General features: G+C 71.4%; 18 protein-coding genes. 8 read left to right on the top strand and 10 right to left on the bottom strand.

Translation table 11 applies throughout. The features are described from left to right. Nucleotides 1-485 precede the first annotated feature (485 nt). Nucleotides 486-1,238, bottom strand: coding sequence for a hypothetical protein (locus FXF51_RS52435; protein ID WP_148442354.1), 753 nt, complete (start codon nt 1,236-1,238; stop codon nt 486-488). Nucleotides 1,239-1,384: 146 nt separating this feature from the next. Here FXF51_RS52435 and FXF51_RS52430 point away from each other — a divergent pair, with 146 nt between their 5' ends. Then, a complete protein-coding gene (locus tag FXF51_RS52430) occupies nt 1,385-1,630 on the top strand; it encodes a hypothetical protein (RefSeq protein WP_148442353.1) in 246 nt (81 codons plus the stop codon). A 152-nt stretch (nt 1,631-1,782) separates the two neighbouring features. Here FXF51_RS52430 and FXF51_RS52425 read toward each other — a convergent pair whose 3' ends face one another. Next, a complete protein-coding gene (locus FXF51_RS52425) occupies nt 1,783-2,343 on the bottom strand; it encodes a YybH family protein (RefSeq protein WP_148442352.1) in 561 nt (186 codons plus the stop codon). A 183-nt stretch (nt 2,344-2,526) separates the two neighbouring features. Here FXF51_RS52425 and FXF51_RS61430 point away from each other — a divergent pair, with 183 nt between their 5' ends. Beyond that, nucleotides 2,527-2,679 carry a hypothetical protein gene (locus tag FXF51_RS61430; RefSeq protein WP_187415042.1) on the top strand — a complete coding sequence of 51 codons (153 nt, stop codon included), beginning with the start codon at nt 2,527-2,529 and terminating at the stop codon, nt 2,677-2,679. A gap of 61 nt (nt 2,680-2,740) precedes the next feature. Here the strand turns inward: FXF51_RS61430 and nirD are convergent, their stop codons facing one another. Genes nirD through FXF51_RS52400 form a run of 5 tightly spaced genes read right to left on the bottom strand, consistent with a single transcriptional unit; the run spans nt 2,741 to nt 10,256 of the window. Further along, the gene (nirD, locus tag FXF51_RS52420) at nt 2,741-3,112 is read right to left on the bottom strand and encodes a nitrite reductase small subunit NirD (protein ID WP_148442351.1); all 372 of its coding nucleotides are present in this window, start codon (nt 3,110-3,112) and stop codon (nt 2,741-2,743) included. Then, the gene (gene nirB / locus FXF51_RS52415) at nt 3,109-5,538 is read right to left on the bottom strand and encodes a nitrite reductase large subunit NirB (protein ID WP_148442350.1); all 2,430 of its coding nucleotides are present in this window, start codon (nt 5,536-5,538) and stop codon (nt 3,109-3,111) included. The genes nirD and nirB overlap by 4 nt, the downstream gene beginning before the upstream one ends. Then, a complete protein-coding gene (locus FXF51_RS52410; protein ID WP_148442349.1) occupies nt 5,535-6,929 on the bottom strand; it encodes an FAD-dependent oxidoreductase in 1,395 nt (464 codons plus the stop codon). Before FXF51_RS52410 ends, nirB begins: the two co-directional genes overlap by 4 nt. Further along, on the bottom strand, nt 6,926-8,956 hold the full coding sequence (locus tag FXF51_RS52405) for a molybdopterin oxidoreductase family protein (protein ID WP_148442348.1): 2,031 nt from the start codon (nt 8,954-8,956) through the stop codon (nt 6,926-6,928). The genes FXF51_RS52410 and FXF51_RS52405 overlap by 4 nt, the downstream gene beginning before the upstream one ends. Continuing rightward, nucleotides 8,943-10,256, bottom strand: coding sequence for an MFS transporter (locus FXF51_RS52400; RefSeq protein ID WP_148442347.1), 1,314 nt, complete (start codon nt 10,254-10,256; stop codon nt 8,943-8,945). Before FXF51_RS52400 ends, FXF51_RS52405 begins: the two co-directional genes overlap by 14 nt. 203 nt (nt 10,257-10,459) lie before the next feature. Between FXF51_RS52400 and FXF51_RS52395 the strand changes: the two genes are divergently transcribed. Next, on the top strand, nt 10,460-10,747 hold the full coding sequence (locus FXF51_RS52395; protein WP_148442346.1) for a hypothetical protein: 288 nt from the start codon (nt 10,460-10,462) through the stop codon (nt 10,745-10,747). 80 nt (nt 10,748-10,827) lie between these two features. On the opposite strand, the gene FXF51_RS52390 is transcribed toward FXF51_RS52395, so the two are convergent. Continuing rightward, nucleotides 10,828-11,304, bottom strand: a complete 477-nt coding sequence (locus FXF51_RS52390; RefSeq protein ID WP_148442345.1) for a GNAT family N-acetyltransferase — start codon at nt 11,302-11,304, stop codon at nt 10,828-10,830. A gap of 119 nt (nt 11,305-11,423) precedes the next feature. On the opposite strand from FXF51_RS52390, the gene FXF51_RS52385 reads away from it, so the two are divergent. The 4 genes from FXF51_RS52385 (at nt 11,424) to FXF51_RS52370 (ending at nt 17,357) form a co-directional block, all read left to right on the top strand. Continuing rightward, entirely contained in the window at nt 11,424-13,406 is a 1,983-nt protein-coding gene (locus FXF51_RS52385; RefSeq protein ID WP_262380458.1) for a hypothetical protein, read from the top strand. 102 nt (nt 13,407-13,508) lie between these two features. After that, the gene (locus tag FXF51_RS52380; protein ID WP_187415041.1) at nt 13,509-14,903 is read left to right on the top strand and encodes a PLP-dependent aminotransferase family protein; all 1,395 of its coding nucleotides are present in this window, start codon (nt 13,509-13,511) and stop codon (nt 14,901-14,903) included. A 77-nt stretch (nt 14,904-14,980) separates the two neighbouring features. Continuing rightward, a complete protein-coding gene (locus FXF51_RS52375; RefSeq protein WP_148442343.1) occupies nt 14,981-16,276 on the top strand; it encodes a vanadium-dependent haloperoxidase in 1,296 nt (431 codons plus the stop codon). Nucleotides 16,277-16,379: 103 nt separating this feature from the next. Beyond that, nucleotides 16,380-17,357: an aldo/keto reductase gene (locus FXF51_RS52370; protein ID WP_148442342.1), complete on the top strand. Its 978-nt coding sequence runs from the start codon at nt 16,380-16,382 to the stop codon at nt 17,355-17,357. Nucleotides 17,358-18,009: 652 nt separating this feature from the next. Here the strand turns inward: FXF51_RS52370 and FXF51_RS52365 are convergent. Next, nucleotides 18,010-18,741 (bottom strand): hypothetical protein, encoded by a 732-nt coding sequence (locus tag FXF51_RS52365; protein WP_148442341.1) that lies wholly within the window; start codon nt 18,739-18,741, stop codon nt 18,010-18,012. A 147-nt stretch (nt 18,742-18,888) separates the two neighbouring features. On the opposite strand from FXF51_RS52365, the gene FXF51_RS63595 reads away from it, so the two are divergent. After that, nucleotides 18,889-21,948, top strand: coding sequence for a hypothetical protein (locus tag FXF51_RS63595; RefSeq protein ID WP_148442340.1), 3,060 nt, complete (start codon nt 18,889-18,891; stop codon nt 21,946-21,948). A 104-nt stretch (nt 21,949-22,052) separates the two neighbouring features. Here the strand turns inward: FXF51_RS63595 and FXF51_RS52355 are convergent, their stop codons facing one another. Then, on the bottom strand, nt 22,053-23,096 hold the full coding sequence (locus FXF51_RS52355; RefSeq protein WP_187415040.1) for a helix-turn-helix domain-containing protein: 1,044 nt from the start codon (nt 23,094-23,096) through the stop codon (nt 22,053-22,055). Between the last annotated feature and the right edge of the window lie 79 nt (nt 23,097-23,175).

Here is a 23,175-nt window from a genome sequence, read left to right as displayed (position 1 = left end):
CCCCCCCCCCACCCCCCCCCCCCCACCCCCCCGCCGCCCCCCCCCCCGCCCCCGCCCCCCCCCCCCTCCCGCCGCCGCACCAACTCGACCCGCCGTAACTCGAGCTCGGCAAGCGCCCCGGAAACCTCCAGGTACGCATCGGCAGCAGGCCCACGAAGCACCAGCCCGCAAGCGGCGCACCCCTCCACCGATCCGGTCAGGGCGGCGCCACAAGCGGGACAGTCCGGCAAGTCCATGTCACGAACCTCGCGAAGATCGGAGACGCCCACGACCATGCCGCACATTTCGTCATTTGTCTGGTAATCAGCAAAGCCACATGCCCCGACCAGCAGCAGCGCCAGGAAGCCGATCATCTCGCGGGGCCATACCCCCGGCAGGAAGGGCCCCGTCCCGGCCAGGGCATGCCCGGAGCCGGGGTGAGCTCCGACGCGCGCCGCTCGGGAAAGGGGGCGTCGGGAGCGCACCCCGGCGGTCCGCCCCCGCCTCTACCCAGAAATGACGATGGTGTCCTCCGAGGGGCGATCCGGCTCTTCCTCCCGGCGCCGCCGTGCCCGCGTCGGCAGCCCGAGCACCACCCAGATCAGCAGCGCGCCGCCGGCGGCGGCCAGGATCAGCGTGTACGCGGGCACCCCGCCGCCCTCGTCACCGGTGCGCACCGCAGGCGGGGCCGTGACCGGGGGCGCCGCGGGCGCGCCCGCGACGGCGGGCGGGGCAGAGAGGGTGGGCGCGGCCGAGACGGCGGGCGGGGCCGAGGGCACGGGTTCGTCGCCTGCGGGGAAGCCGGGCGGCCGCACGTCGCCCCAGTACTGCTGCCCACTCTCCCCGACGGAATCCACCAGCCCGGGGTCCACGGGCTTGATCCGCAGCCCGCCCGGCACGGTGAGCGTCCCCACCTCGTACGCGGCGAAGGGCCCCTGCACGCCCTCCACCTTCCACACGCCCGCCGGCACGACCACGGACGCCACGTAGTGCGCCGCCTCCGGCAGCGCCGTCCCCGCGAACAAGAGGCTCTGGCCGCCCTCCGCGGTGAGCCGCAGCCCGACGGGCTCCATCTTGCCTTCGAACGGGTGCGTGCCGTGCTGCAGCACCCAGAACCCCAGCGCGTACGACTTCCCCTCCTCGAACCGGGCGGGGGCGGGATCCAGGTACGTCACCGCCCATCCACCGGCCGCCGCGGCCGGCACTCCCCCGGCGATCAGCGCCAGGGCCGCGATCACCACGGCCAGGACCTTCTTCATGGGACCACCTCCGGTGTTGGTACACCGGCGGCCCGGCGGAGGTTCCCAGGGGCTGCGATCGATTTCGTCAAAGACATTTCCCGAAAGGGCGCGCACAATGGGAGGCACAGGGCGAGAATTCGGCGAGGAGCGAGGAGGCTTACGCCGTGTCCGCCGCCGGACGTGAATATCTGACCGCGATGCTCGACGTGCTCGTTTACGAGAACGTTTTGGTCGCGTGGCGGCGAATGCCGCTGGGCGGGTACATGATCGTCTCGCACGAGGGGGAGGAGATCAGGCTGACCGCGCAGCAGGCGGAGATGTGGGCGCGGGGCGCCTTCGCGGTGTACCTGGCCCTGGTGGATCAGCGGCGCATCAACCCCCGCATCCCCGGCGACACCACCAAGAATTAAAAACGCATATGTCTAGATATGCCGCGCCTTAACCGCACAATATACGGTCAGTTGCGGACCGGGTTTCCGGGTCGGGGATCGGCCACCAGAACCACCGGCCAAGGCGGCGGCCGATCCCCCGACCCGCCGCCGCCCCCCGTACAGAACCTCGCTCAGGAAGCCTTGTTGTTCATGAACTGCGAGATCTTCCAGTCCTCGCCGTCCTTCGTGAGCACGAACAGCTCGCGGTAGTTGTCACTACCCTGCTTGCTCGTCGAACGGACGATCGCGTCCGCGTCGCCGGCCGTGCGCGACTCGTCGATCGTGTGTGTGGCCTGCTTCATGCCGTTGCCCTGGAGCTGCTTCTGGAACAGGGTGCGGATGGCCTGGCTGCCCTCGGCCGTGGCCTGCCCGTCCACGGCGGCGACCGCGTCGTCGGAGAAGGAGCTGACGACCTGGTCGACGTTCCCCGACTTCAGCGCGCTGAAGAAGCCCTGTACGGTCGTCTGCGCCTGTCCGCCGCCGCCCGCGGTGTCCGTCGGGGAAGCCGTGTCCGTGGCGTCGGGGGAGGTGTCGGTCTCCTCCGGGGACATGGAGTCCATGTCGGTGGGCGTGCCGGGGCTCGCCGCGCCCTTCATCGCCTGGGTGTTGTTCCCCGCGGAGCAGCCCGTGACGAGGAGGGCGGGCACGATCGCCGCCAGCAGGAGTGCCCTGCGCTGAGAAATCTTGCTCATGGCCGCTTTGATGCCCACGCTGATCGGCGGCGAATGCGCGGTTTAGGCACTCCGCACGACCCCTTTACCTGGTTCGGGTATTACTCACGGTAACCCTTCACGCCCATGGAAGAGACCGGTCAGAGCTGCGATCGTTGCCGTGCCGATACCAGCGCGCCCGATACCGCCTATAGCGTCCATTCAGTGCCGCGAATCAAGGCGAACCCCTCCCCCCTTCCCCAGCGCGAAGACGCCGAGCGCTGTGACACCCTCGACTCCGGACGGCGCTGCGTGCTTCCCGCGGCGCACCGCGGCGCGCACGTCTACCCACCGGCCGAAGTGAGCACGGTCGCCTGAGAACGCGAAGGGCCCAGGCCGCCGTGCGAGCCGGCGACCTGGGCCGTATATCGGCAGAGGGCTAGACGCCGACCTCCACCCGCTCTTCGAGACCGGCCGCCACGCGCTGTCCGAGGGTGACCTCCACCAGCCCGCCGTCCCCCACCCGCACGCCGTACACCGGCACCGACAGCGTCTCGTCGTCCAGGCACCGCCCGCTCACCAGCGAGTACACCTGCTTGTGCAGCGGCGAGGCCACGGTCGGCTCGCCCTGCCTGGTGCCGACGATGCCGCGCGAGAGCACGTACGCGTCGGTGTAGGGGTCGAGGTTGGACAGCGCGTGCAGCTCGCCGTCGTAGGTCATGAAGACGGCCACCTGGACGCCGTCCACCAGGGCGCAGACGCCGCTCTCCGGCCGCAGGGCGTCGATGGAGCAGATCGGGGTCCAGTTCATCGGGCCATCACCGGCTTGATCTGGCCGCGCTCGCTGGCGAACACGATCGACGGGTCGGGCACGCCGGGGGCGTTGACGAAGCTCACGAACCGGCTCAGCTTCTCCGGGTCGTCCAGCGTCGCGGCCCACTCGTCGGCGTACGTGGCGATGTGCCGTTCCATCTGCGAGTCCAGGTCGGCGCAGATGCCCAGCGTGTCTTCCATGATCACCTCACGGAGGTAGTCGAGCCCGCCGTCCAGCGACTCGAGCCAGGTGGACGTGCGTTGCAGCCTGTCGGCCGTGCGGATGTAGAACATCAGGAACCGGTCGATGGTCCTGATCAGCTCGTCGGTGCTCAGGTCGTTGGCCAGCAGGTCGGCGTGGCGGGGCTTGAAGCCGCCGTTGCCGCCGACGTACAGGTTCCAGCCCTGCTCGGTGGCGATGATGCCGAAGTCCTTCGAGCGGGCCTCGGCGCATTCGCGGGCGCAGCCGGAGACGGCCGACTTGAGCTTGTGCGGGGAGCGCAGGCCCCGGTAGCGCAGCTCCAGCGCGATGGCCATGCCGACCGAGTCCTGCACACCGTAGCGGCACCAGGTCGAGCCCACGCAGGACTTCACCGTGCGCAGCGCCTTGCCGTACGCGTGCCCCGACTCGAACCCGGCGTCCACCAGCCGCCGCCAGATCGCCGGGAGCTGATCGACGGTGGCGCCGAACAGGTCGATCCGCTGCCCGCCGGTGATCTTGGTGTAGAGGCCGAAGTCGCGGGCCACCTCACCGATCACGATCAGCTTCTCGGGCGTGATCTCGCCGCCGGGGATGCGCGGGACGACCGAGTACGTGCCGTTCTTCTGCATGTTGGCGAGGAACTTGTCGTTGGTGTCCTGAAGGGTGGCCCGCTCGCCCTCCAGCACGTGCCCGTTGTGCAGCGAGGCCAGGATCGAGGCCACGGCGGGCTTGCAGATGTCGCAGCCCCGTCCGGTGCCGTGCTGCCCGATGAGCTCGGAGAACGTCGTGACGCCGCGTACCCGCGCGATGTCGAACAGCTCGGCCCGCGAGTACGTGAAGTGCTCGCACAGCGCCTTGCTGACCTCGACGCCCGACTTCTCCAGGAGCTGCTTGAGCATCGGCACGCAGCTTCCGCAGGTGGTGCCGGCCCGCGTGCAGGCCTTCAGGCCGGGCACGTCGGTCACGCCCTTGTCGGCGATGGCCGTGCGGATGTCGCCGGCGCACACGTTGTTGCAGGAGCAGACCTGCGCCTCGTCCGGCAGGTCGAGCTGCGCCCCCGCCCCGCTGAAGAGCAGGTCGGACGGCGAGGCGGGCAGCTCCTTGCCGACGAAGGGCCGCAACTGCGTGTACGGCGAGGCGTCGCCCACGCAGATGCCGCCGAGCAGCGTCCGCGCGTCGTCGCTGATGAAGAGCTTCTTGTAGACGCCGCCGACCGGGTCCATGTAGGTGACGTCGAGCGCCCCCTCCATGGCGCCGAACTGCGCCACCTCCACGCCCAGCAGCTTCAGCTTGGTCGACATGTCGGCGCCCTCGAACGACGAGGAGCCGCCCATGATCCGGTCGGCCGCCACCTCGGCCATCGTGTTGCACGGCCCGACCAGGCCGTACACCATGCCGCCCGCCAGCGCGCACTCGCCGATGGCGTAGATCGCGGGGTCGGAGGTCAGCATGCCGCCGTCCACCACGATGCCGCCGCGCGGGCCGACCTCCAGCCCGGCGGACCTGGCCAGCTCGTCGCGCGGCCTGATTCCCGCGGAGAACACGACGACCTGCGCGTCCACCATGGTGCCGTCCGGCTTGCGCAGCCCGGTGACCTGGCCGGAGCCGTCGGTCACGACCTCCTGCACGCCCGCGCCGGCGTGCACGCCCAGGCCGAGGCCCTCGATGTGCGACTTCAGCACCGAGCCGCCGCCCTCGTCCACCTGGCGCGGCATCAGCCAGGGGCTCATCTCGACGATGTGCGCCTTGAGGCCGAGCGCCCGCAGCGCGTCGGCCGCCTCCAGGCCGAGCAGTCCGCCGCCGACCACGACGCCCTCGACGGCGTCCTTGGCGGCCACCCTGATCGCGTCGAGGTCCTCGATCGTGCGGTAGACGTAGGCGTGCTCGGCACCGGGCACCGGCGGCACGAACGGCGCGGAGCCGGTGGCCAGCACGAGCACGTCGTACGGCTCGGTGCCGCCGTCGGCCAGCGTGACCTGCCGGGCCTCCCGGTCGATGCCGGTGACCTTGGTGTTCAGCCTGGTCACGATGCCGGAGGGCACCTCGTAGGTGAGGTCGTCGGCGCTGGTGCCGGACAGGTACGAGGTCAGGTGCACCCGGTCGTAGGCCGGACGCGGCTCCTCCCCGATCACGGTGACGGTGCCGCCGAAGCCCTTGCTCGTCAGAGTCTCGACGAGCCGATGAGCCGTCGGACCATACCCTACGACGACGATCCTGTTCATACCGAAACTCCTTCTTGCTCGCACAGCCAGCCGACGATGCCCTCGACGGCGTCGCGGCAGGTTCCGCATCCGGTCGTGGCCCTGGTGGCGCTCGCCACCGCGGCCACGTCCCTGGCTCCGGCCTCCCAGCAGGCTCTGATCTGGCCCTTGGTCACGTTGTTGCACTGGCAGACCTTGGCCGCGTCGGGCATCAGCGTCGGGCTGTCGGCCACGGGCGCCGAGGCCAGCCCGGGGAAGAGCAGCCCGGCCCGGTCGCCGGGCACCGGCCCGCCGCGGTCGAAGAGCTGGGTGAGCGTGCCGACCGCGTCGCTCTCGCCCAGCAGGATCGCGCCGACCAGCCGGCCGTCCTTGATGACGAGCTTGCGGTAGGTGCCGCGGGCCCGGTGGCTGAAGCGCACCACCTCGGCGTGCTCCTCGCCGAGCTGGGTGTCGCCCATGGCGGCCAGCTCGACGCTCTTGGCCTTGAGCCTGGTCACCAGGCGGGAGCCGCGGTAGAGGGCCTTGCCGCCGGTGATGACGTCGGCGGCCACGGAGGCCTGCTCCCAGGCTGGGGCGACCAGCCCGTAGACGGTGCCGTCGTGCTCGGCGCACTCGCCGATGGCGAAGATGGACGGGTCGTCGGTGCGCAGCTCGTCGTCCACGACGACGCCGCGCCGCACCTCCAGGCCCGCGTCGGCGGCCAGCCCCGTGACGGGGCGGACGCCGCAGGCCAGGATGACGAGGTCGGCCTCGACCAGCTCGCCGTCGTCGAGCCGGACGCCGTGCTCCTCGACGCCGGAGGCGGAGACGCCGGTGCGGATCTCGACGCCGAGCCCGTTCAGGGTCTCGCCGAGCACCTCGCCGGCCTCCACGTCGAGCTGGCGCTCCATGAGGTGGCCCGCCAGGTGCAGCAGGGTGACCGGGAGGCCGCGCCCGGCCAGGCCGCGGGCGGCCTCGATGCCGAGCAGGCCGCCGCCGACGACCACGGCCTTGCGGGCGTTCGCGGCGGCCTCGATGATCCGCTCGCAGTCGTCGAGGGTGCGGAACGGGATGGCCCGCTCGACCCCGGGGATCGGCGGCACGATCGCGTCGCTGCCGGTGGCCAGCACCAGCAGGTCGTACGGCTCGCGCCGGCCGTCCTCGGTGACGACGTGCCTGGTGTCCCTGTCGATGTGCGCGACCGCGCTGCCGAAGGCGGCCTCCACGCCGTGCGAGTCGTACCAGGCGGGGTCGAGCAGCCGCACCTGTTCGGGGCGGGAGCTGCCGGCCAGCACGTTGGACAGCAGCACCCGGTTGTACGGGTGACGCGTCTCCGCGCCGAAAACAGTGATCTTCATGTGCGGGTCACGGGTGCGCACCTCGCTGATCAGCCGCGACCCGGCCATCCCGTTGCCCACGACGACGAGCCTCATGAGTCCCTCTCCACCCTGACAGCGCAGACCTTGAACTCCGGCATCCTCGACGTCGGGTCGAGTGCCGGGTTGGTCAGCCGGTTGGCGCCCTCCCAGTGGAAGGGCATGAACACGGTGTCGCGCCTGATGGCGTCGCTGATCCTGGCGACGGCCTTGCCCTCGCCTCTCCTGCTGCTGACCCGCACGACGTCCCCCGCGGTGATGTCGAGCTGCTCGGCCAGGTCCGGGTGCAACTCGACGTACGGCTCGGGGGCGGCCTGGACGAGCGAGGCGATGCGCCGGGTCTGCGCACCGCTCTGGTAGTGGGTGAGCACCCGGCCGGTGCTCAGGTAGACGGGGTAGTCCTGGTCGGGCTCCTCGGCGGCCGGCCGGTGCTGGACGGGCACGAACCTGGCGCGGCCGTCGGGGTGGGCGAACCGGTCGAGGAACGGGCGGGGCGTGCCTGGGTGCTCGGGGGAAGGGCAGGGCCAGAAGACGCCGGTCTCGTCCGCGATGCGGTCGTAGGTGATGCCGGAGTAGTCGGCGGGCCCGCCGGCGCTGGCCCGGCGCAGCTCGTCGAAGACCTTGACCGGCTCGGTCTCGAAGGTGTGACCGAGCCGCTCGGCCAGCCCGGCGAGCACGTCGAGGTCGCTCCTGACGCCCTCAGGCGGTGCGGCGGCCCGGCGGCGGAGCAGGACGCGGCCTTCGAGGTTCGTCATGGTGCCGCTCTCCTCGGCCCACTGTGTGACGGGGAAGACCACGTCGGCCAGCGCCGCGGTCTCCGACATCACGAAGTCGCAGGCGACGAGCAGGTCGAGGGCGCCGATGCGGCCGGCGACGTGCTCGGCGGCGGGCGCCGAGATGACCGGGTTGGAGCCGAACAGCAGCAGCGCCTTCGGCCCCTCAGGGGTGCCGAGTGCGTCGAGCAGCTCGTACGCCGACCGTCCTGGCCCGGGGATGTCCTCGGCCGGGATGCCCCAGATCCGCGCCATGTGCTCGCGGGCCGCCGGGTCGTCGATCTTGCGATAGCCGGGGAGCTGGTCGGCCTTCTGGCCGTGCTCCCTGCCGCCCTGGCCGTTGCCCTGGCCGGTCACGCACCCGTACCCGGAGCCGTGCCTGCCGGGCAGGCCGAGCGCGAGGGCGAGGTTGATGAACGCGGTGACGGTGTCGGTGCCCTTGGCGTGCTGCTCGGCGCCGCGGCCGGTCAGGATGTACGCCTTGTCCACGGCGGCCAGCGCCCTGACGGCCTGCCGCATCTGGTGGACGGGCACCCCGGTGATCCGCTCGACCAGCTCGGGCCACCAGGCCGACAGCGAGGTGCGCACCTGCTCGAACCCGGTGGTCCTGGCGGCGACGTACTCCTCGTCCACCAGGCCGTCGGCGATGGCCAGGTGCAGCATGCCGAGGGCGAGCGCCAGGTCGGTGCCGGGCGTGGGCTGCAGGTGCAGCCAGGCCAGCTTGGCGGTCTGGGTGCGGCGCGGGTCGATGACGATGAGACGCGGCCCGTCCAGGTGGCGGACGAACGGCGGCATGGTCTCGGCGACGTTGCCGCCGGCGATCATGACGACGTCGGCGTCGTCCAGGTCGGTGATCGGGAACGGCATGCCCCGGTCCATGCCGAACGCCTTGATGGAGGCGGCGGCGGCCGACGACATGCAGAAGCGGCCGTTGTAGTCGATCTGGCTGGTGCCGAGGGCGACGCGGGCGAACTTGCCCAGCGTGTACGCCTTCTCGTTGGTCAGCCCACCCCCGCCGAACACGGCCACGGCGTCGGGGCCGTGCTCGGCGCGGATGGCGGACAACCGGTACGCCACGTAGTCCAGCGCGACGTCCCACTCCACGGGCTCGCCGTGCAGGAGGGGGGTGGTCAGGCGCTCGCCGTTGGTGAGCAGCTCGCCCGCCGTCCAGCCCTTCTGGCACAGCGCCCCCGAGGCGTTGGCCGGGATGTCGGTCCTGGGGCTGATGGTCAGCTCAGGCCCGATCTCCATGCCGCACTGCAGGGCGCAGTACGGGCAGTGTGTCTTCGTCGCCACTTCAGATCCGGGCATGAGCGAGACTCGCGACGACCTTGACGCCGACCGTCCTGGTGTAGCACCACCAGGTCAGGGTCAGGCAGGCGACGTAGAAGACCCCGAAGGCGAGGAAGGCGGGGGCGGGGGTGCCGGCCGCGGCGAACGCCATGCCGAACGCCCGGTTGATGAGGAACCCGCCGAGGGCGCCGACCGCCGAGATGATGCCGATGGCGGCGGAGGCCTGGCGCTTGCCGTACAGCAGGGTCTCCTCGGTCTCGTCGCCGCGCTCGGCGACGGCCTTGGCCTGGAAGATGGCCGGGATCATGCGGTAGGTGGAGCCGTTCCCGACGCCGGCGGTGAGGAAGAGGAGCTGGAAGGACAGGAAGAACATCCAGAAGTTGCCGGAGGTGCTGGCCCACCAGACGAGCAGGACGCCGCCGCCCATGGCGGCGAAGTTCCACAGGGTGACGGGGGCGCCGCCGAGCTTGTCGGCCAGCCAGCCGCCGACGGGCCTGATCAGCGAGCCGATCAGGGGCCCGGCGAAGGCGACGGCCGCGAACGGGGCGTCGGGGAAGAGGCTCTGGCTCAGCAGGGGGAAGGCGGTGGAGTAGCCGATGAACGAGCCGAACGTGCCGATGTAGAGGAAGGACATGATCCAGGTCTGGGCCTTGCCCGCCACCGCGAGCTGCTGGCGGGGGTTGGCCTTGGCGCTGGTCAGGTTGTCCATGAAGAAGAACGCGCAGGCGGCGGCCACCACGACGAACGGGATCCAGAACCACCCGGCGGCGGCCAGCCCGAGCGAGCCGATCACCAGCGGCATGACGAGCTGCACGGAGCTGACGCCGATGTTGCCGCCCGCGGCGTTGAGGCCGAGCGCGACGCCCTGCTTGCTGCGCGGGTAGAAGTAGGTGATGTTGGCCATGCTGGAGGCGAAGTTGCCGCCGCCGAAGCCGGCCAGCGCCGCGATGACCAGGAAGAGCCAGTAGGGCGTGTCCGGGTTGTTCACCGCCACGCTGAGCAGCACGGCGGGGATGAGCAGCAACGTCGCGCTGACCACGGTGAAGTTGCGGCCGCCGAACTTGGCGGGCCCGAACGTGTAGGGCACCCGCAGCACCGAGCCGATCAGGTTCGGCAGGGCGACCAGCCAGAAGAGCTCGTCGGTGGTGAACTCGTACGACCCCATCTTGGTCGCCACGATGCTCCACAGGGTCCACACCGTGAAGCCGAGGTGTTCGGCAACGATCGAGAAGATCAGGTTGCGGCGTGCGACTCGCTTGCCTGACTTCTCCCAGAATGCTGGGTCATCGGGATGCCACTCGGCGATCCAGCGCGCCATCGACCTCTCCTACGCTCGGCGTCCGGGGATCTCCAAGGTAGGAAGGGCTCGTTACGCACTCTGACCGTGCGTGGCCGTGCGTTGGTTACGTGTGATTCACCTCGGTAACAAGCCACGCACAACCGTCACCGCGGAAACACGCCCGTAATGATCGGTTACCTGCCCTGCCCTGGGGTAACTGCACTGGGAGCAAGGGGGGAAACATGATCAAAAAGCTGCATGACATGGGTGTCAAGTCGGGGCACATGTACACCGCGGGGCTGGCGTCCATCGCCCTGTCCTTCGGCACCTGGCTGATGTCGAAGAACACCGAGCAGGCTGGGCTGGACCGGGCCGACCGCTGGGGCATCTTCATCGGGGAGTGGGCGCCCACGTTCTTCGCGCTCGGTGTCGCGCTCCGGATGGAGGAGACCCACCGCGACCTTGAAGAGCCGTCGGCGGGCATGTTCGAGCAGGAGAGCAGCCGGGCGCGCTCGCACGCCGGGGTTTAAAGAGTTGTGTCACGCAGGTCACGTCACGGTGCGTGACCTGCGTGACCTGCGTGACGGCTGGCCGGGTCGGTTGGCCGGGGTCAGTCGCGCCGGGCGGCCAGGCGGGCGAGCGGCTCGTCGGTCAGCCGGTAGCGGTACCAGTCGTCCTGGTTGACCGCGCCGAGCTTCTCGTAGAAGTCGATGCTGGGCTGGTTCCAGTCGAGGACCGCCCATTCGAGGCGCTGGTAGCCCCGCTCCGCGCAGATCTCGGCCAGCTTGCGCATCAGGCCCACGCCGTGGCCGCCGCCGCGGTGCTGCGGGCGCACGTACAGGTCCTCCATGTAGACGCCGTGCGTGCCGCGCCAGGTGGAGAAGGTCAGGAACCACAGCGTGAAGCCCACCACCGCGCCGTCCTGCTCGGCGATGTGCACGAAGGCGGCGGGGTGGTCGCCGAAGAGGGTGTCGTGGAGCTGCTCCTCGGTGACGCGCACCTCGTGTGCGGCCTTCTCGTACGTGGCGAGCTCAAGGATCATGCTGACGATTTCGGGCACGTCAGCGGGTGTGGCGGGACGAATCATGGCATTGAGGCTACGCGGGATTGAACCCCGCCCCGTACGTCATACGTGCTTCACCTAGAACGGTATTCGGACCAGCGTGGGGACGCTCAGTCCGGATGACCGACAGGGGAGCGGGAATCGTGAGCGTTGCACAAGGCCTGGGTGTTCGCCCGCCGTCATGCCCGGATCTCGAAGCGGCCCTCGTCCGGGGGGAGCGCGCGCTGTTCGAGGACGGTGACCTGCAGCGCGCCCGGCGCTGGTTCGACCGGGCCTACGTGCGGGCGGAGGAGTGCGGCGACCAGGCGGGGCTGGCGCAGGCGGCGCTGGGGCTGGGCGGGATCTGGGTGCACGAGTACCGCACCGCGGTCGAGTGGGAGAAGGTACGGGTCCGCCAGCGGCATGCGCTGTCCCAGGTGGAGCCGGGCTCCCCGCTCGCGCTGCGGCTGCGGCTGCGCATCCAGGGCGAGGAGGACTACCGGGGCGGCACCCACGACGGCATCCTGCGGCTGCTGGACCAGGCCAGAGGCTCGGGCGACGCGCTGGCGCTGGCGGAGGCGCTGAGCCTGGCGCACCACTGCGTGCTCGGGCCGGGGCACGGGAAGCTGCGGATGGAGCTGTCCGGCGAGCTGATCGGCCAGGCCGCCGTGACCGGCCGCCGGAGCGACCTGATCATGGGCCTGATGTGGCGCACGGTGAACCTCCACCTGGCCGCCGACCCGCACGCGGAGCGCTGCATGCAGGAGTTGCGCGCCGTGCTCGACGAGCACCCGAACCTGGCGATCGAGTTCGTGGTCCGCGCGCTGGAGGTCATGCTCACCATCCGCGCGGGCCGGCTGGAGGAGGCCGAGCGGCTGGCCGGCGTCTGCTTCGAGCGCGGCGTGGCGGCCGGCGACATCGACGCGATCGGCTGGTACGGCGGCCAGCTCGGCGCCATCCGCTGGTACCAGGGGCGCGCCCCCGAGCTGCTGCCCGCCCTCGCGGACCTGGTCAACTCCCCCACGCTCAGCCCCATCGACAACTCCTACGTGGCCGCCCTGGCCCTGGCCGCCGCCGTCGCCGGCGACCGCCGGTTGGCGGCCGGGCACCTGGCCCGGTTACGCGGCCGGGACCTGGCGGAGGTGCCCAGCTCCAGCTCCTGGCTGGTCGCGATGTACTGCGTGGTCGAGGCCGCGCACCTGTTGCAGGACGCCGACACGGCCGCCTGCGCGTACGCGCTGCTGAGCCCGTACGCGCATCTGCCGGTGATCGCCAGCCTCGGCGTGGCCTGCTTCGGCTCGGTGCGGCACTCCCTGGGCATGGCCGCGCTCACCACCGGCGACCTCGACCTGGCCATCGCGCACCTGCGCGAGGCCGTGCACGACAACCTGGCGCTGGGCCACTGGCCAGCCGCGACGCTGTCGCGCTGCCGGCTCGGCCAGGCGCTGGCGCTGCGCGACGGCCCCGCCGACGAGACGGCTCGCGCCGAGCTGGCCACCGCCGCCCGCGAGGCCGCCGACCTGGGCATGGTCCTTCCCGCGGTGGTCGGACGGCCGCCGCGGGCGGACGGGGCGTGCCGGTTCCGGCGCGACGGGCGGCACTGGCACGTCGAGCTGAACGGGCGGGTGGCGCTGGTGGACCACAGCGTCGGCATGGCGCATCTGGCCACGCTGGCCGCCAACCCCGGCCACGAGATCCCCTCCGCCGACCTCGCGGCGGGCACGGCGGCGAGCACGGCGGCAAGCGCTCTCGCGGGCAGGACGGCGGGCAGGGCGACGGCAAAGAAGCGGCGCGAAGGCTCGCGCGAGTCGGTGCAGCCCATCCTCGACGACGTGGCCAGGGACTCCTACCGCCGCCGCCTGACCGGGCTGCAGGCCGAGATCGACGAGCACGAGGCGATGCACGACCTGGAACGCGCGGCGGCGCTGCGGATGGAACGCGAATGGCTGATCGCGGAGCTGGCCGCCGCGACCGGCATGGGCGGCCGGGCGCGGCCGTTCGCGGGCAACGAGGAACGGGCGAGGATCGCCGTCGGCAAGGCGATCCGGCGGGCGCTGGACCGCATCTCCGCAGTGGACCGGACCATCGGCGAGGAGCTGCGCGCCACCGTGCAGACCGGGGTGCGCTGCTCGTACCGGCCGCGCTGACGGCCCCATGGTCCGGGAACGGCCCGCGATGGCACGGCGTGGAACGGGATGTCACGCCTATGTGGAGGGGGCCTGTTCCGTACGTCGACTGGGGGACGATCCATGCGCCATCCGCAAAGGCTCAGCATACCCATCCACCTTGAGCGTGGCCTGCCCGAGCCGCTGCAGGACCAGCTCACCGCCCAGCTCAGGAGGGCCATCGTGCGGGGGCAACTGGCCCCCCGCAGCCGGATGCCGTCCACCCGCACGCTGTCACGCGTGCTGGGGATCTCGCGGGGTGTGGCGCTGGCCGCTTTCGAGAGGCTGCTGGCCGAGGGGTACATCACCGGGCGGCACGGCTCGGGCACGTACGTGTGCGAGCAGGCCGGCGCGGCGCCCCGCGCGGCCGCCTCCGGCGAGACGCTGCTCGACCTGCGGCTGGACCGGCCGAGCACACAGGGCTTCCCGCTGGCCGCGTGGCGGGCGGCCTGGCGGCGCGCCGGCCTGCACCGGCCGCCGCTCGGCGGGCTGCCCGCCACCGGGCTGCCCGCGCTGCGCGCCGCCATCGCCGCCCACCTGCGGCACGCGCGCGGCCTGGAGCTGGACGGCCACGAGGTGATCGTCACGCCCGGCATCGCGGACGCGCTGCGGCTGATCCTGCGCGCACAGGGCGGCTCCGACCCGGTGATCGCGCTGGAGGATCCGGCTCCGCCGAAGCTCAGGGCTGCGCTGTCCCGGCTCGGCACCGTGCTGCCCCTGCCCGTGGACGGCTCGGGCGCGCGTACCGACCGGATCCCCGCCGCCTGCGACGTCGTCGTGGTGCTGCCGGAGCGCGGCGACCCGCTCGGCACGCGGCTGCCGCTCGACCGGCGCCACGCGCTGACGCAGTGGGCGCGTGACAGCGGCGGCCTGGTGCTGGAGCCGGCCTTCGACGGGCTGTTCGCCGCCCGGCCGGAACCGCTGCCCGAACCGCTGCCCGCCGTGCCCGCGCTCGGCGACACGTGGTCCACGGCCATGGTGGGCTCGTTCGCCGAGGTGCTGACGCCGACGCTGCGGCTGGCGTTCGCGGTGGTGCCGCGGCGGCTGGCCGGGGAGATCGAGCAGTTCATGCCCGCGGGGCCGTCGATCACCTCGCAGCTCGCGGTCACGGACCTGCTCAGGTCGGGCTGCGTGGCCGGGCGGATGGCCGAGCTGTCGGCCCAGTACGCGGCCAAGCGGGCGCTCGTCCGCCAGGCGCTGGAGGCGTACCCGCACACCCGGCTGCTCGGCGCGCGCACCGGCGCGGCGGCCACGCTGCTGCTCCCGGTGTCGGTGCCGGCCCCGTCGGTGGCCGCGGCGCTGCTGGCGCGGCGGGTCCAGGTGGCGGAACTGGCCGCCTTCCACCATCCGGAGTCGCAGCCGGGCAACGGGATCGTGCTGAGTTTCGGCCACCTGGACGGCGTCTCGCTGCGCCGGGCGCTGCACGCGCTCACCCGCACGCTGGACGAGCACCGCCTGGCGCGCCGCACGGCCGCATGACCGGGCGGGGTAGTGGCGGGAGCGGCGCGTGAGGCGCATCTTTCAGTGATCGGCTCTTCATCGCAAGAGGGGATCTCATGAACAAGCTCATCGCGCTGCTGCTCCTCGCCCCGCTCACCCCGGCCGTTCCGCAGGTCTCGGCCGGCGTCGACCCGGTGCGGGCGTGGAACGAGCAGGCCCTCCAGGTCGTCCGCGCCGAACGGGCCTCCGACTCCGACGCCGCCAGGACGTACGCGATGGTCAACATCGGCATGTACGACGCCGTCAACGGCATCGCCACCGCCCGCGGCGACCACCGCGCCAGGACGTCCGCGCTGCGCGACCCGAAGGGCGCGCCCGCGCGCGGCGACCAGCAGGCCGCGGCCGTGGCGGCGGCGCACGCGGTGCTGACCCGCCTGTATCCGGGCCAGGAGGCCGCCCTCACCGAGCGGCTGAACGCGGACCTGGCCCGATTAGGGACGGGGCCGCGCGTCGCCGACGGCCGCGCGTGGGGCGAGAGCGTCGGCAGGGACGTGCACGCGGCCAGGCAGGGCGACGGCTCGTCACCGGTGGAGACGCAGCCCGCCGGCTCGGGGCCCGGCGTGTTCGCGCAGGCGTGGCCGGGCGTGCAATACCGGAACATGACACCGTTCGGCATCGCCGACGCGGCCCCGTACGTGGGCGACGGCCCGCCCGCCCTCGCGAGCCTCGACTACGCGGCGGCGTTCGCCGAGGTCAGGCTGCTCGGCGACGCCTCCATCGCCGACGCGGACAAGTCGGCCGTCTACCAGTACTGGTCGCTGCCCACCGGCACGGCGCAACCGCCCGGCGAATGGGTCAAGGTCGCGCTCGCCGTGGACCGGCCGCTGCCGCTGGCTGAGGAGGCCCGGCTGTTCGCGCTGCTGGGCATGGCCCTGGCCGACACCTCCATCCCGACGGTCCGTACGAAGCACACCTTCCGCCACTGGCGGCCCACGGCGGCCATCCAGCAGGCGGACACCGACGGCAACCCGTACACCGAGCCCGTCCCCGGCTGGCGGGCGCGAGCCGGCAGCGCGGGCAGCTCCCCCGAGTACATCTCGGGCCACAGCTCCTTCAGCGGCGCGGGCGCCGCCGTCCTGGCGGGCTTCTTCTGCGCCGACCGTATCCCGTTCACGCTGGTCACCGACAGCGCGCCGATCGACCCGGCGACCGGGCAGCCGTGGCGCAGGCAGTTCCCCGCCTTCTCGGCCGCCGCGGCGGACGCGGGCCGCTCCCGGGTGGTCGGCGGGCTGCACTTCTCCTTCAGCAACTTCGACGGGCTCGCGATGGGCGCGGACGTCGCCGCCGAGATCCTCGCCAGACGCCTCCTCCTCAAATCCGGCCCCACCCACACCGGCGCCTGCCCCCGCTGACGCGCACCCCGCCCCTCCCCACCACCCGGGGGCGGGGTGTGCCACTCCCCCGCCCATCCGGAAGACTGGTGCTGGTCAGGCACATCAGCTATGAGGTGGACACATGGAACAGCGCGTGTTGGGACGCACCGGACGCCGCGTCGGCGTGGTCGGGCTCGGCGCCTGGCAGCTCGGCGCCGACTGGGGCGAGGTGTCGGAGGACGAGGCCGTCGCCACGCTGACCGCGGCCGTCGAATCGGGCGTGACCTTCATCGACACCGCCGACGTGTACGGCGACGGGCGCAGCGAGCAGATCGTCGGCCGCTTCGCCAAGGACCACCCCGAGGTCACCGTGGCCACCAAGATGGGCCGGCGGATGGAGCAGGTCCCGTCCAACTACGTCATGTCCAACTTCCGCGCCTGGAACGAACGTTCCCGCCGCAACCTGGGCGTGGACACCCTCGACCTGGTCCAGCTCCACTGCCCGCCGACGCCCGTCTACTCGACGGACGCGGTCTTCGACGCCCTCGACACGCTGGTGTCGGAGAAGAAGCTCGCCGCGTACGGGGTGAGCGTGGAGACGTGCGCGGAGGCCCTGACGGCCATCGCCCGGCCCGGCGTGGCGACGGTGCAGATCATCTTCAACGCGTTCCGGCTCAAGCCGCTGGAGCGGGTCCTGCCGGCGGCCCGCGCGGCGGGGGTGGGCATCATCGCCCGCGTCCCGCTGGCCAGCGGGCTGCTGTCGGGCAAGTACGACGAGCACACCACGTTCTCCGCCGACGACCACCGCAACTACAACCGGCGCGGCGAGGCGTTCGACGTCGGCGAGACGTTCTCCGGCGTGGACTTCGCCACCGGCCTGGAGGCGGTCCGCCGCCTGGCGCCCCTGGTGCCGGACGGGGTGAGCATGGCGCAGTTCGCGTTGCGGTGGGTGCTGGACCAGGAGGGCGTGTCGGTCGTCATCCCCGGCGCCCGCAACCCCGGTCAGGCGCGGGCCAACGCCGCCGCCGACGCGGTCCCGCCGCTGGACGCCGCCACCCTGGCCGCCGTCCGGGACGTCTACGACGAGCTCATCCGCCCGCAGGTCCACGACCGCTGGTAGGAGCATGCGTCAAGCGTCCCGCCCGGAACAGCAGAGGCACCGTCAACCGGCGGCAGGTCTGGTGACCTCATCGGCCACCGCCACCCATCTCGCTGTCCGGGCGGGACAACCCGCCGGAGAATCCACTCCGGGCGGTCCAGACGCTCATGCGCGGATGCGTACCTCCACCATCTGCCCCTGAACGTGCTCAGGCAAGGGCCCGGCGTCATCCAGGGCCCGTCGAGCCGGGCGGACACAGGTAGGCCCCCCGGATCTACCCATCCGAGGGGCCCGAGAACGACCGCCACATGTGAGTGCCGGCGGCTTTTAAGGGAACGGGTCAGCCCTTACGACGCGCGCTCTGCCATTGAGCCACCGCCGCATGGTGAGAGCGGCGGGCCGGATTCGAACCGGCACCTCAACATCCACAGCCCGTCCCGATCGATCCGGCACTCGACGATCAATGCTGAATCTAGAGCGAGAATCTGAAATTGAGACGGCCGCCTCTGCCAGTTGGGCTACCGGGGCGCGGATGCCCCGGGAAGGACTCGAACCTTCACTGTCACCGTCATGTCAGCCTCAGGCCTCAGCCTCAGCTTGCGCTCTTCGCGCACCCTCGCACGGGGCGAGGGAGTCCTCAGCGTAGTTCACCGGACGCCGGCGGCGAGCCGGCTCAGGCGAAGAGGTAGGCGAACACTCTCTCGCCGACCTTCCTGTCCACGACTTCGGCGCCGTTCGCCTCCTCACGGGCGTACTTCACCGCGTCCTGCAGCTTCTGCACGCGCACCAGCAGCTCGTTGACCCGCCGCTGCGGCAGCGCCCCAGAGAAGTTGACCTTCGTCCAGTAACCGACGACGACGTCCTCGTTGTAGACCTGCACCTGCGCGGGGTGCTTGTCGGTCGCCTCCGCCAGCACGTGGTTGCGCGGCACCTTCTTGGTGCGCGTGGTCTTGACGGGATCGGTCCGCCAGGTGTCGGTGGCCTCGTCCCGCGACCACGTCTCGGCCGGGTCCAGCGTGGGCAGCTTGGAGACCAGCGTGTAGACGTCGGTGAGCTGCTTCTCCAGGAAGAGCAGGTACGTCACCGGCACGTCCTCCAGCAGCACCGTGCCGTCGACGGCGACGCTGGCCTTTGCCTCGCAGTTGGCCCAGTCCTTCGTGGCGGTCACGTCGAACAGCCGCGCCAGCGCGGTTCCGACGCCCTTGAGCACCTCGTCGGCCTGCACCTGCACGCGCGTGGACTCGGGCGGCAGTTGCTCGCCCTCGTCGTCGATCGGCTGGTACGTCCGGGAGATGCCGGAGAGCAGGGGTGTCTTCTGGATCTGGTGGTAGGCGTCCGTCACCTTGCGCTGGACGTCCGACTTCACACCCTTCTCGACCGCGAGGATCTGGTTGAGCTTGGTCACGATCGAAACCCTAGAGCCAACCCGGACCACCTCACACCCGATTATTTCCCCCTTAGTTGATACAGGCGCGAAAGTAAAGCCTTGGCAAGCGCTTTCCCTGCCCGCTAAAAACGTTCTAATCTCGGATCACTCGGCAGGAGTACACCTGTGAGGCTCGCTCTCATCGCCGCCGCGCTCACGTTATCCATCACGGCTACCCCCGCCGTCGCAGCGCCGCCGGACCCGGCCACCGGGCTCAAGTTCGACTTCGGCTCCACCACCAGCCCCCTGGCCGACGGCTACACGCGCGTCGCGCACAACACCCTCTACACCGCCGACCTCGGCTACGGCCTGGACCGCGCCGTGGGCAACCGCGACCGCGGCACCGCCGACCCGGTGACGCGGGACTTCACGGTCGCCGCCTCCTACGGCTTCGCCGTGGACGTCCCGAACGGCGAGTACGAGCTGAAGGTGATCTCCGGCGACGCCATCGCCCCGAACACCACCACCCTCGCCGTCGAAGGCGAGGCCCGCGCCACGATCACCGCGAGCACCGGCGCGTACGGCGACTACACCGGCACCGCCCGCATCACCGACGGGCAGCTCAACCTGGGCTTCGGCCAGGACGGCCGGGTGAACGCGATCCTCATCGGCCCGGCCACCGCCCCCACCGGCCTCGCGGCCACCGCCATCCAGGCCACCGCCACTCCCGCGGTCACGCTCACCTGGAACGCCGCGGGCTCGTCCGGCTACGAGGTCCACCGGGCCGCGACGGCCACCGGCCCCTGGTCCAAGCTGGGCGACAGCACGGCGGCCACGTTCACCGACAGCACCCCCGAGCTGGGCCTGACCTACTCCTACGCGGTCAAGACCCCCGGCGGCACCCTCGGCGCGCCCCTCACCGTCACCGTCAAGGACGCCGCGAGCCCCGCCCCCGCCACCCCCGAGGGCCTGAGCCTCGTCACCGCCACCACCAAGAAGATCACCCTGCGCTGGCGGCCGGTCGAGAACGCCCTCCTGTACCACCTCTACCGCGACGACGAGCGGATCGGCGTCGTCACGGACGGCAGGACGTCCTACAGCGACGAGATCGTCCCCGGCGACCGGCACGCCTACCGCGTGGTGGCCGCGGGCCCCGGCGGCCTGTCGGCGCCGTCGGCCGCGCTCACCTCGCCGGTCACCGCGTACCCGCTGCGCCGGATGCCCGAGCTGGACCGGGGCCTGGTGGCCGTACCGACCGGGCAGGGCACGCTGGTGAGCTGGCGGATGCTCGGCACCGACCCGTCCGGCGTGCGCTTCAGGCTCTACCGGGACGGCAAGCCCCTCACCACCACCGACCGGACCAACCACCTGGACGCCGCCGGCACCGGCGCCTACACCGTCGCCGCGATCCTGGACGGCAGGGAAGGGCGCCGCTCGGCCCCCGCACGCCCGTGGACGGCCGCGTACCTGGACATCCCGCTCGACAAGCCCGCCGGCGGCGTCACCCCCGCCGGGAACGCCTACGACTACCGCGCCAACGACGCCGCCGCCGCCGACCTGGACGGTGACGGGCAGTACGAGATCGTGCTCAAGTGGGACCCGTCCAACAGCAAGGACAACTCCCAGGGCGGCTACACCGGCCCGGCCGTCTTCGACGCCTACGAGCTGGACGGCACCCGCCTGTGGCGCGTGGACCTGGGCCGCAACGTGCGCGCCGGCGCGCACTACAGCCCGTTCCTGGTGGACGACTTCGACGGGGACGGCCGCGCCGAGTTCGTGGTCAAGACCGCCGACGGGACGGTGGACGGCGCGGGCACGGTGATCGGCGACCCGGCCGCCGACCACAACACCGGCGGCCGCATCCTCAGCGGCCCCGAATACCTGACCGTGTTCGACGGCCGCACCGGCAAGGCCCTGGCCACCGTGGACTACGAGCCGGCCCGCGGCAACCTGGCCGACTGGGGCGACAGCAGCGCCAACCGCTCCGACCGCTTCCTGGCCGCCTCCGCCTACCTCGACGGCGCCCTGCCCAGCATCGTGATGACCCGCGGCTACTACGCCAAGAGCATGCTGGTCGCCTACGACTGGCGCGATGGCGAACTCACCAAGCGGTGGACGTTCTCCAGCTCCGGCAACCCGGGCTACGGCGGCCAGGGCAACCACAACCTGTCCGTCGCCGACGTGGACGGCGACGGCAGGGACGAGATCGCCTACGGCGCGATGACCCTGGACGACGACGGCACCGGCCTCTACACCACCAAGCTGGAGCACGGCGACGCCATGCACCTCGGCGACCTCGACCCGGCCCGCCCCGGCCTGGAGATCGTCGGCGTGCACGAGCACACGAACATGCCGTGCGGCCTGGAGATGCACGACGCCGCCACCGGCGAGATCCTCTGGTGCGTCAAGACCGGCCAGGACACCGGCCGCGGCCTCACCGGCGACATCGACCCCTCCCACCAGGGCGAGGAGGCCTGGGCCTCCAACGGCGCCGGCCTGCACACCGCCACCGGCGACCTCATCTCCGCCGACAGGACCCCGGCGATCAGCAACACCATCTGGTGGGACGGCGACCTGTCACGCGAGATCCTCGACCACGACTACTCCGCCGACAAACTGGCCGGCGTCCCCACCATCGGCAAATGGAACCCCTCCCCCCAGACCACCACCAACCTCCTCACCGCGACCGGCACCTACTCCAACAACACCACCAAGGGCAACCCCTCCCTCCAGGCGGACCTCCTCGGCGACTGGCGCGAAGAACTGCTCGTCCGCACCGAGGACTCCACCGCCCTGCGCCTGTACACCACGCCGTACGCGACGGAGCACCGCTTCCCGACGCTCACCCACGACCCCGTCTACCAGTCGGGCGTCACCTGGCAGAACGTCGGCTACAACCAGCCCCCGCACACCGGCTTCTTCCTCGGCACCGGCATGACCACCCCGCCCGCCCCGTACCTGACCACTGGCGCGCCGCTTCCTGCCCGCGTCCAGCTCCACAAGGACCAGCTCCAGGTGAAGGTCTCCGGGACGCGCGCTGACGTCCTGCCCACCACGGTACGGGCGGTCGCCGACGGCAAGATCGTTCCTTTGTCCGCCGTTCCGCTCCGTCACGATCGGTTCCGGATCGATGCCACCGGCGTCGAGCAGGCCCTCTCCGGCTACACCGGCACGGTCACCGTCACCGTCAGCGGCCATCTGTCCGACGGTCGCACGTTCACCGGTGAGGTGAAGCTCCGCACGTGATCGTCAGTGCTGGGCCCCGTTCGCTTGGACGGGGCCCTGCCTTGACGTCGTCAACGTCGGATGCTGAGCGTCAGGCGCGGCCCTGCTCCTGCGGGCAGCCGTCCTCACGAACCGCGTCCCCTCGTGATCATCGCATGTAGCTCCGCGATGTTGACGGTGATACTGTCCTCGCCCCGCCTCCGGACGATCCCGATGAAGGCACCTTCCACCTTGTCGCCCACGATGACACCGTTCACCAGAAACGGCTTCAGCTCGTCCTTCTGCGCCGGCACCTCGACGACCACCACAGACCCGCGCCCCCGCCGATCCTCCATCTCCAGATGGTGCACACGCAGCCCCGCGATCGGCGGGTAGACCACCGAATCCAGAATCTTCCTTCTCCGGTCCTCGCTGATGCCGTCGCGAATCAGGTGCAGGCCCTTGATCCGGGAGCCCTTGCCGTCCTTCTTCTCATCCACGCCGAGAACGAGCAGCCCGCCGTTCTCCGAGTTCGCGAACCGCGCCACGTCCTGCCCGAACTCGATGTCGCCTCTCGGCCCCGGCGAATAGTCCTGGCGCTTCACCTCGACCCACGAGTTCTCGTACTGGTACAAGGAGTCGATCTCCCCAGCCGCCAGCGCGGCCAGCACGAGTTCCGCGTCCGGATGCCCGACCTCCAGCCGGCGGACGGCGGTCAGGAAGTCGATGCCGAGCCGCCGCAGGCTTCCCACCGATAGAGCTCTGCACGAGGGGATGTCAAGCTCCGCGACCAGCCCGTCCACCTCGTCCGAGCCGAGAAAACCCAGCCGCGCCCCGCGACGAGCGGCCCATTCCCCCAGGATGGGCATGAACGAGCGGCTGCCGGCGTCCGCGGCGAAGAACATCTGCCCCAGAAGCACTTGCACCTGGAACAGGCCCGTCCGCATCAGCCGTAACCGCACCGGATCCATCGACACCTGTTCGAGGTCGGGATCCCGCTCCTCCTCCCACCGCAGGCGCACGAAGTCGACGGTGACCAGCCACGGCTGGAGCAGCGCTTTCGCCGCCGCCCATCCGGACCGCACCGGGCGGCGTTCTTCCCGTCGCCACTCCTCGATGTCGGCCTCGCCGACACCCAGCCCGCGCAGAAGCGCGTTTCTCAGCGAAGTCGCCGAGGCCTGCTCCGCCATCTCGTGCGGCAGGAGCAGAACACTCGGCGCAGGCCAGGGCACTCGCCCGGTGCCGGACACCGAGATGCCTCTCGGCCTG

It is taken from the genome of Nonomuraea sp. PA05 (assembly GCF_008086045.1).
Taxonomy (GTDB): Bacteria; Actinomycetota; Actinomycetes; order Streptosporangiales; family Streptosporangiaceae; genus Nonomuraea; species Nonomuraea monospora.
Note: the sequence above shows the minus strand (reverse complement) of the source record. Positions and strands in the feature narration are given on the sequence as shown.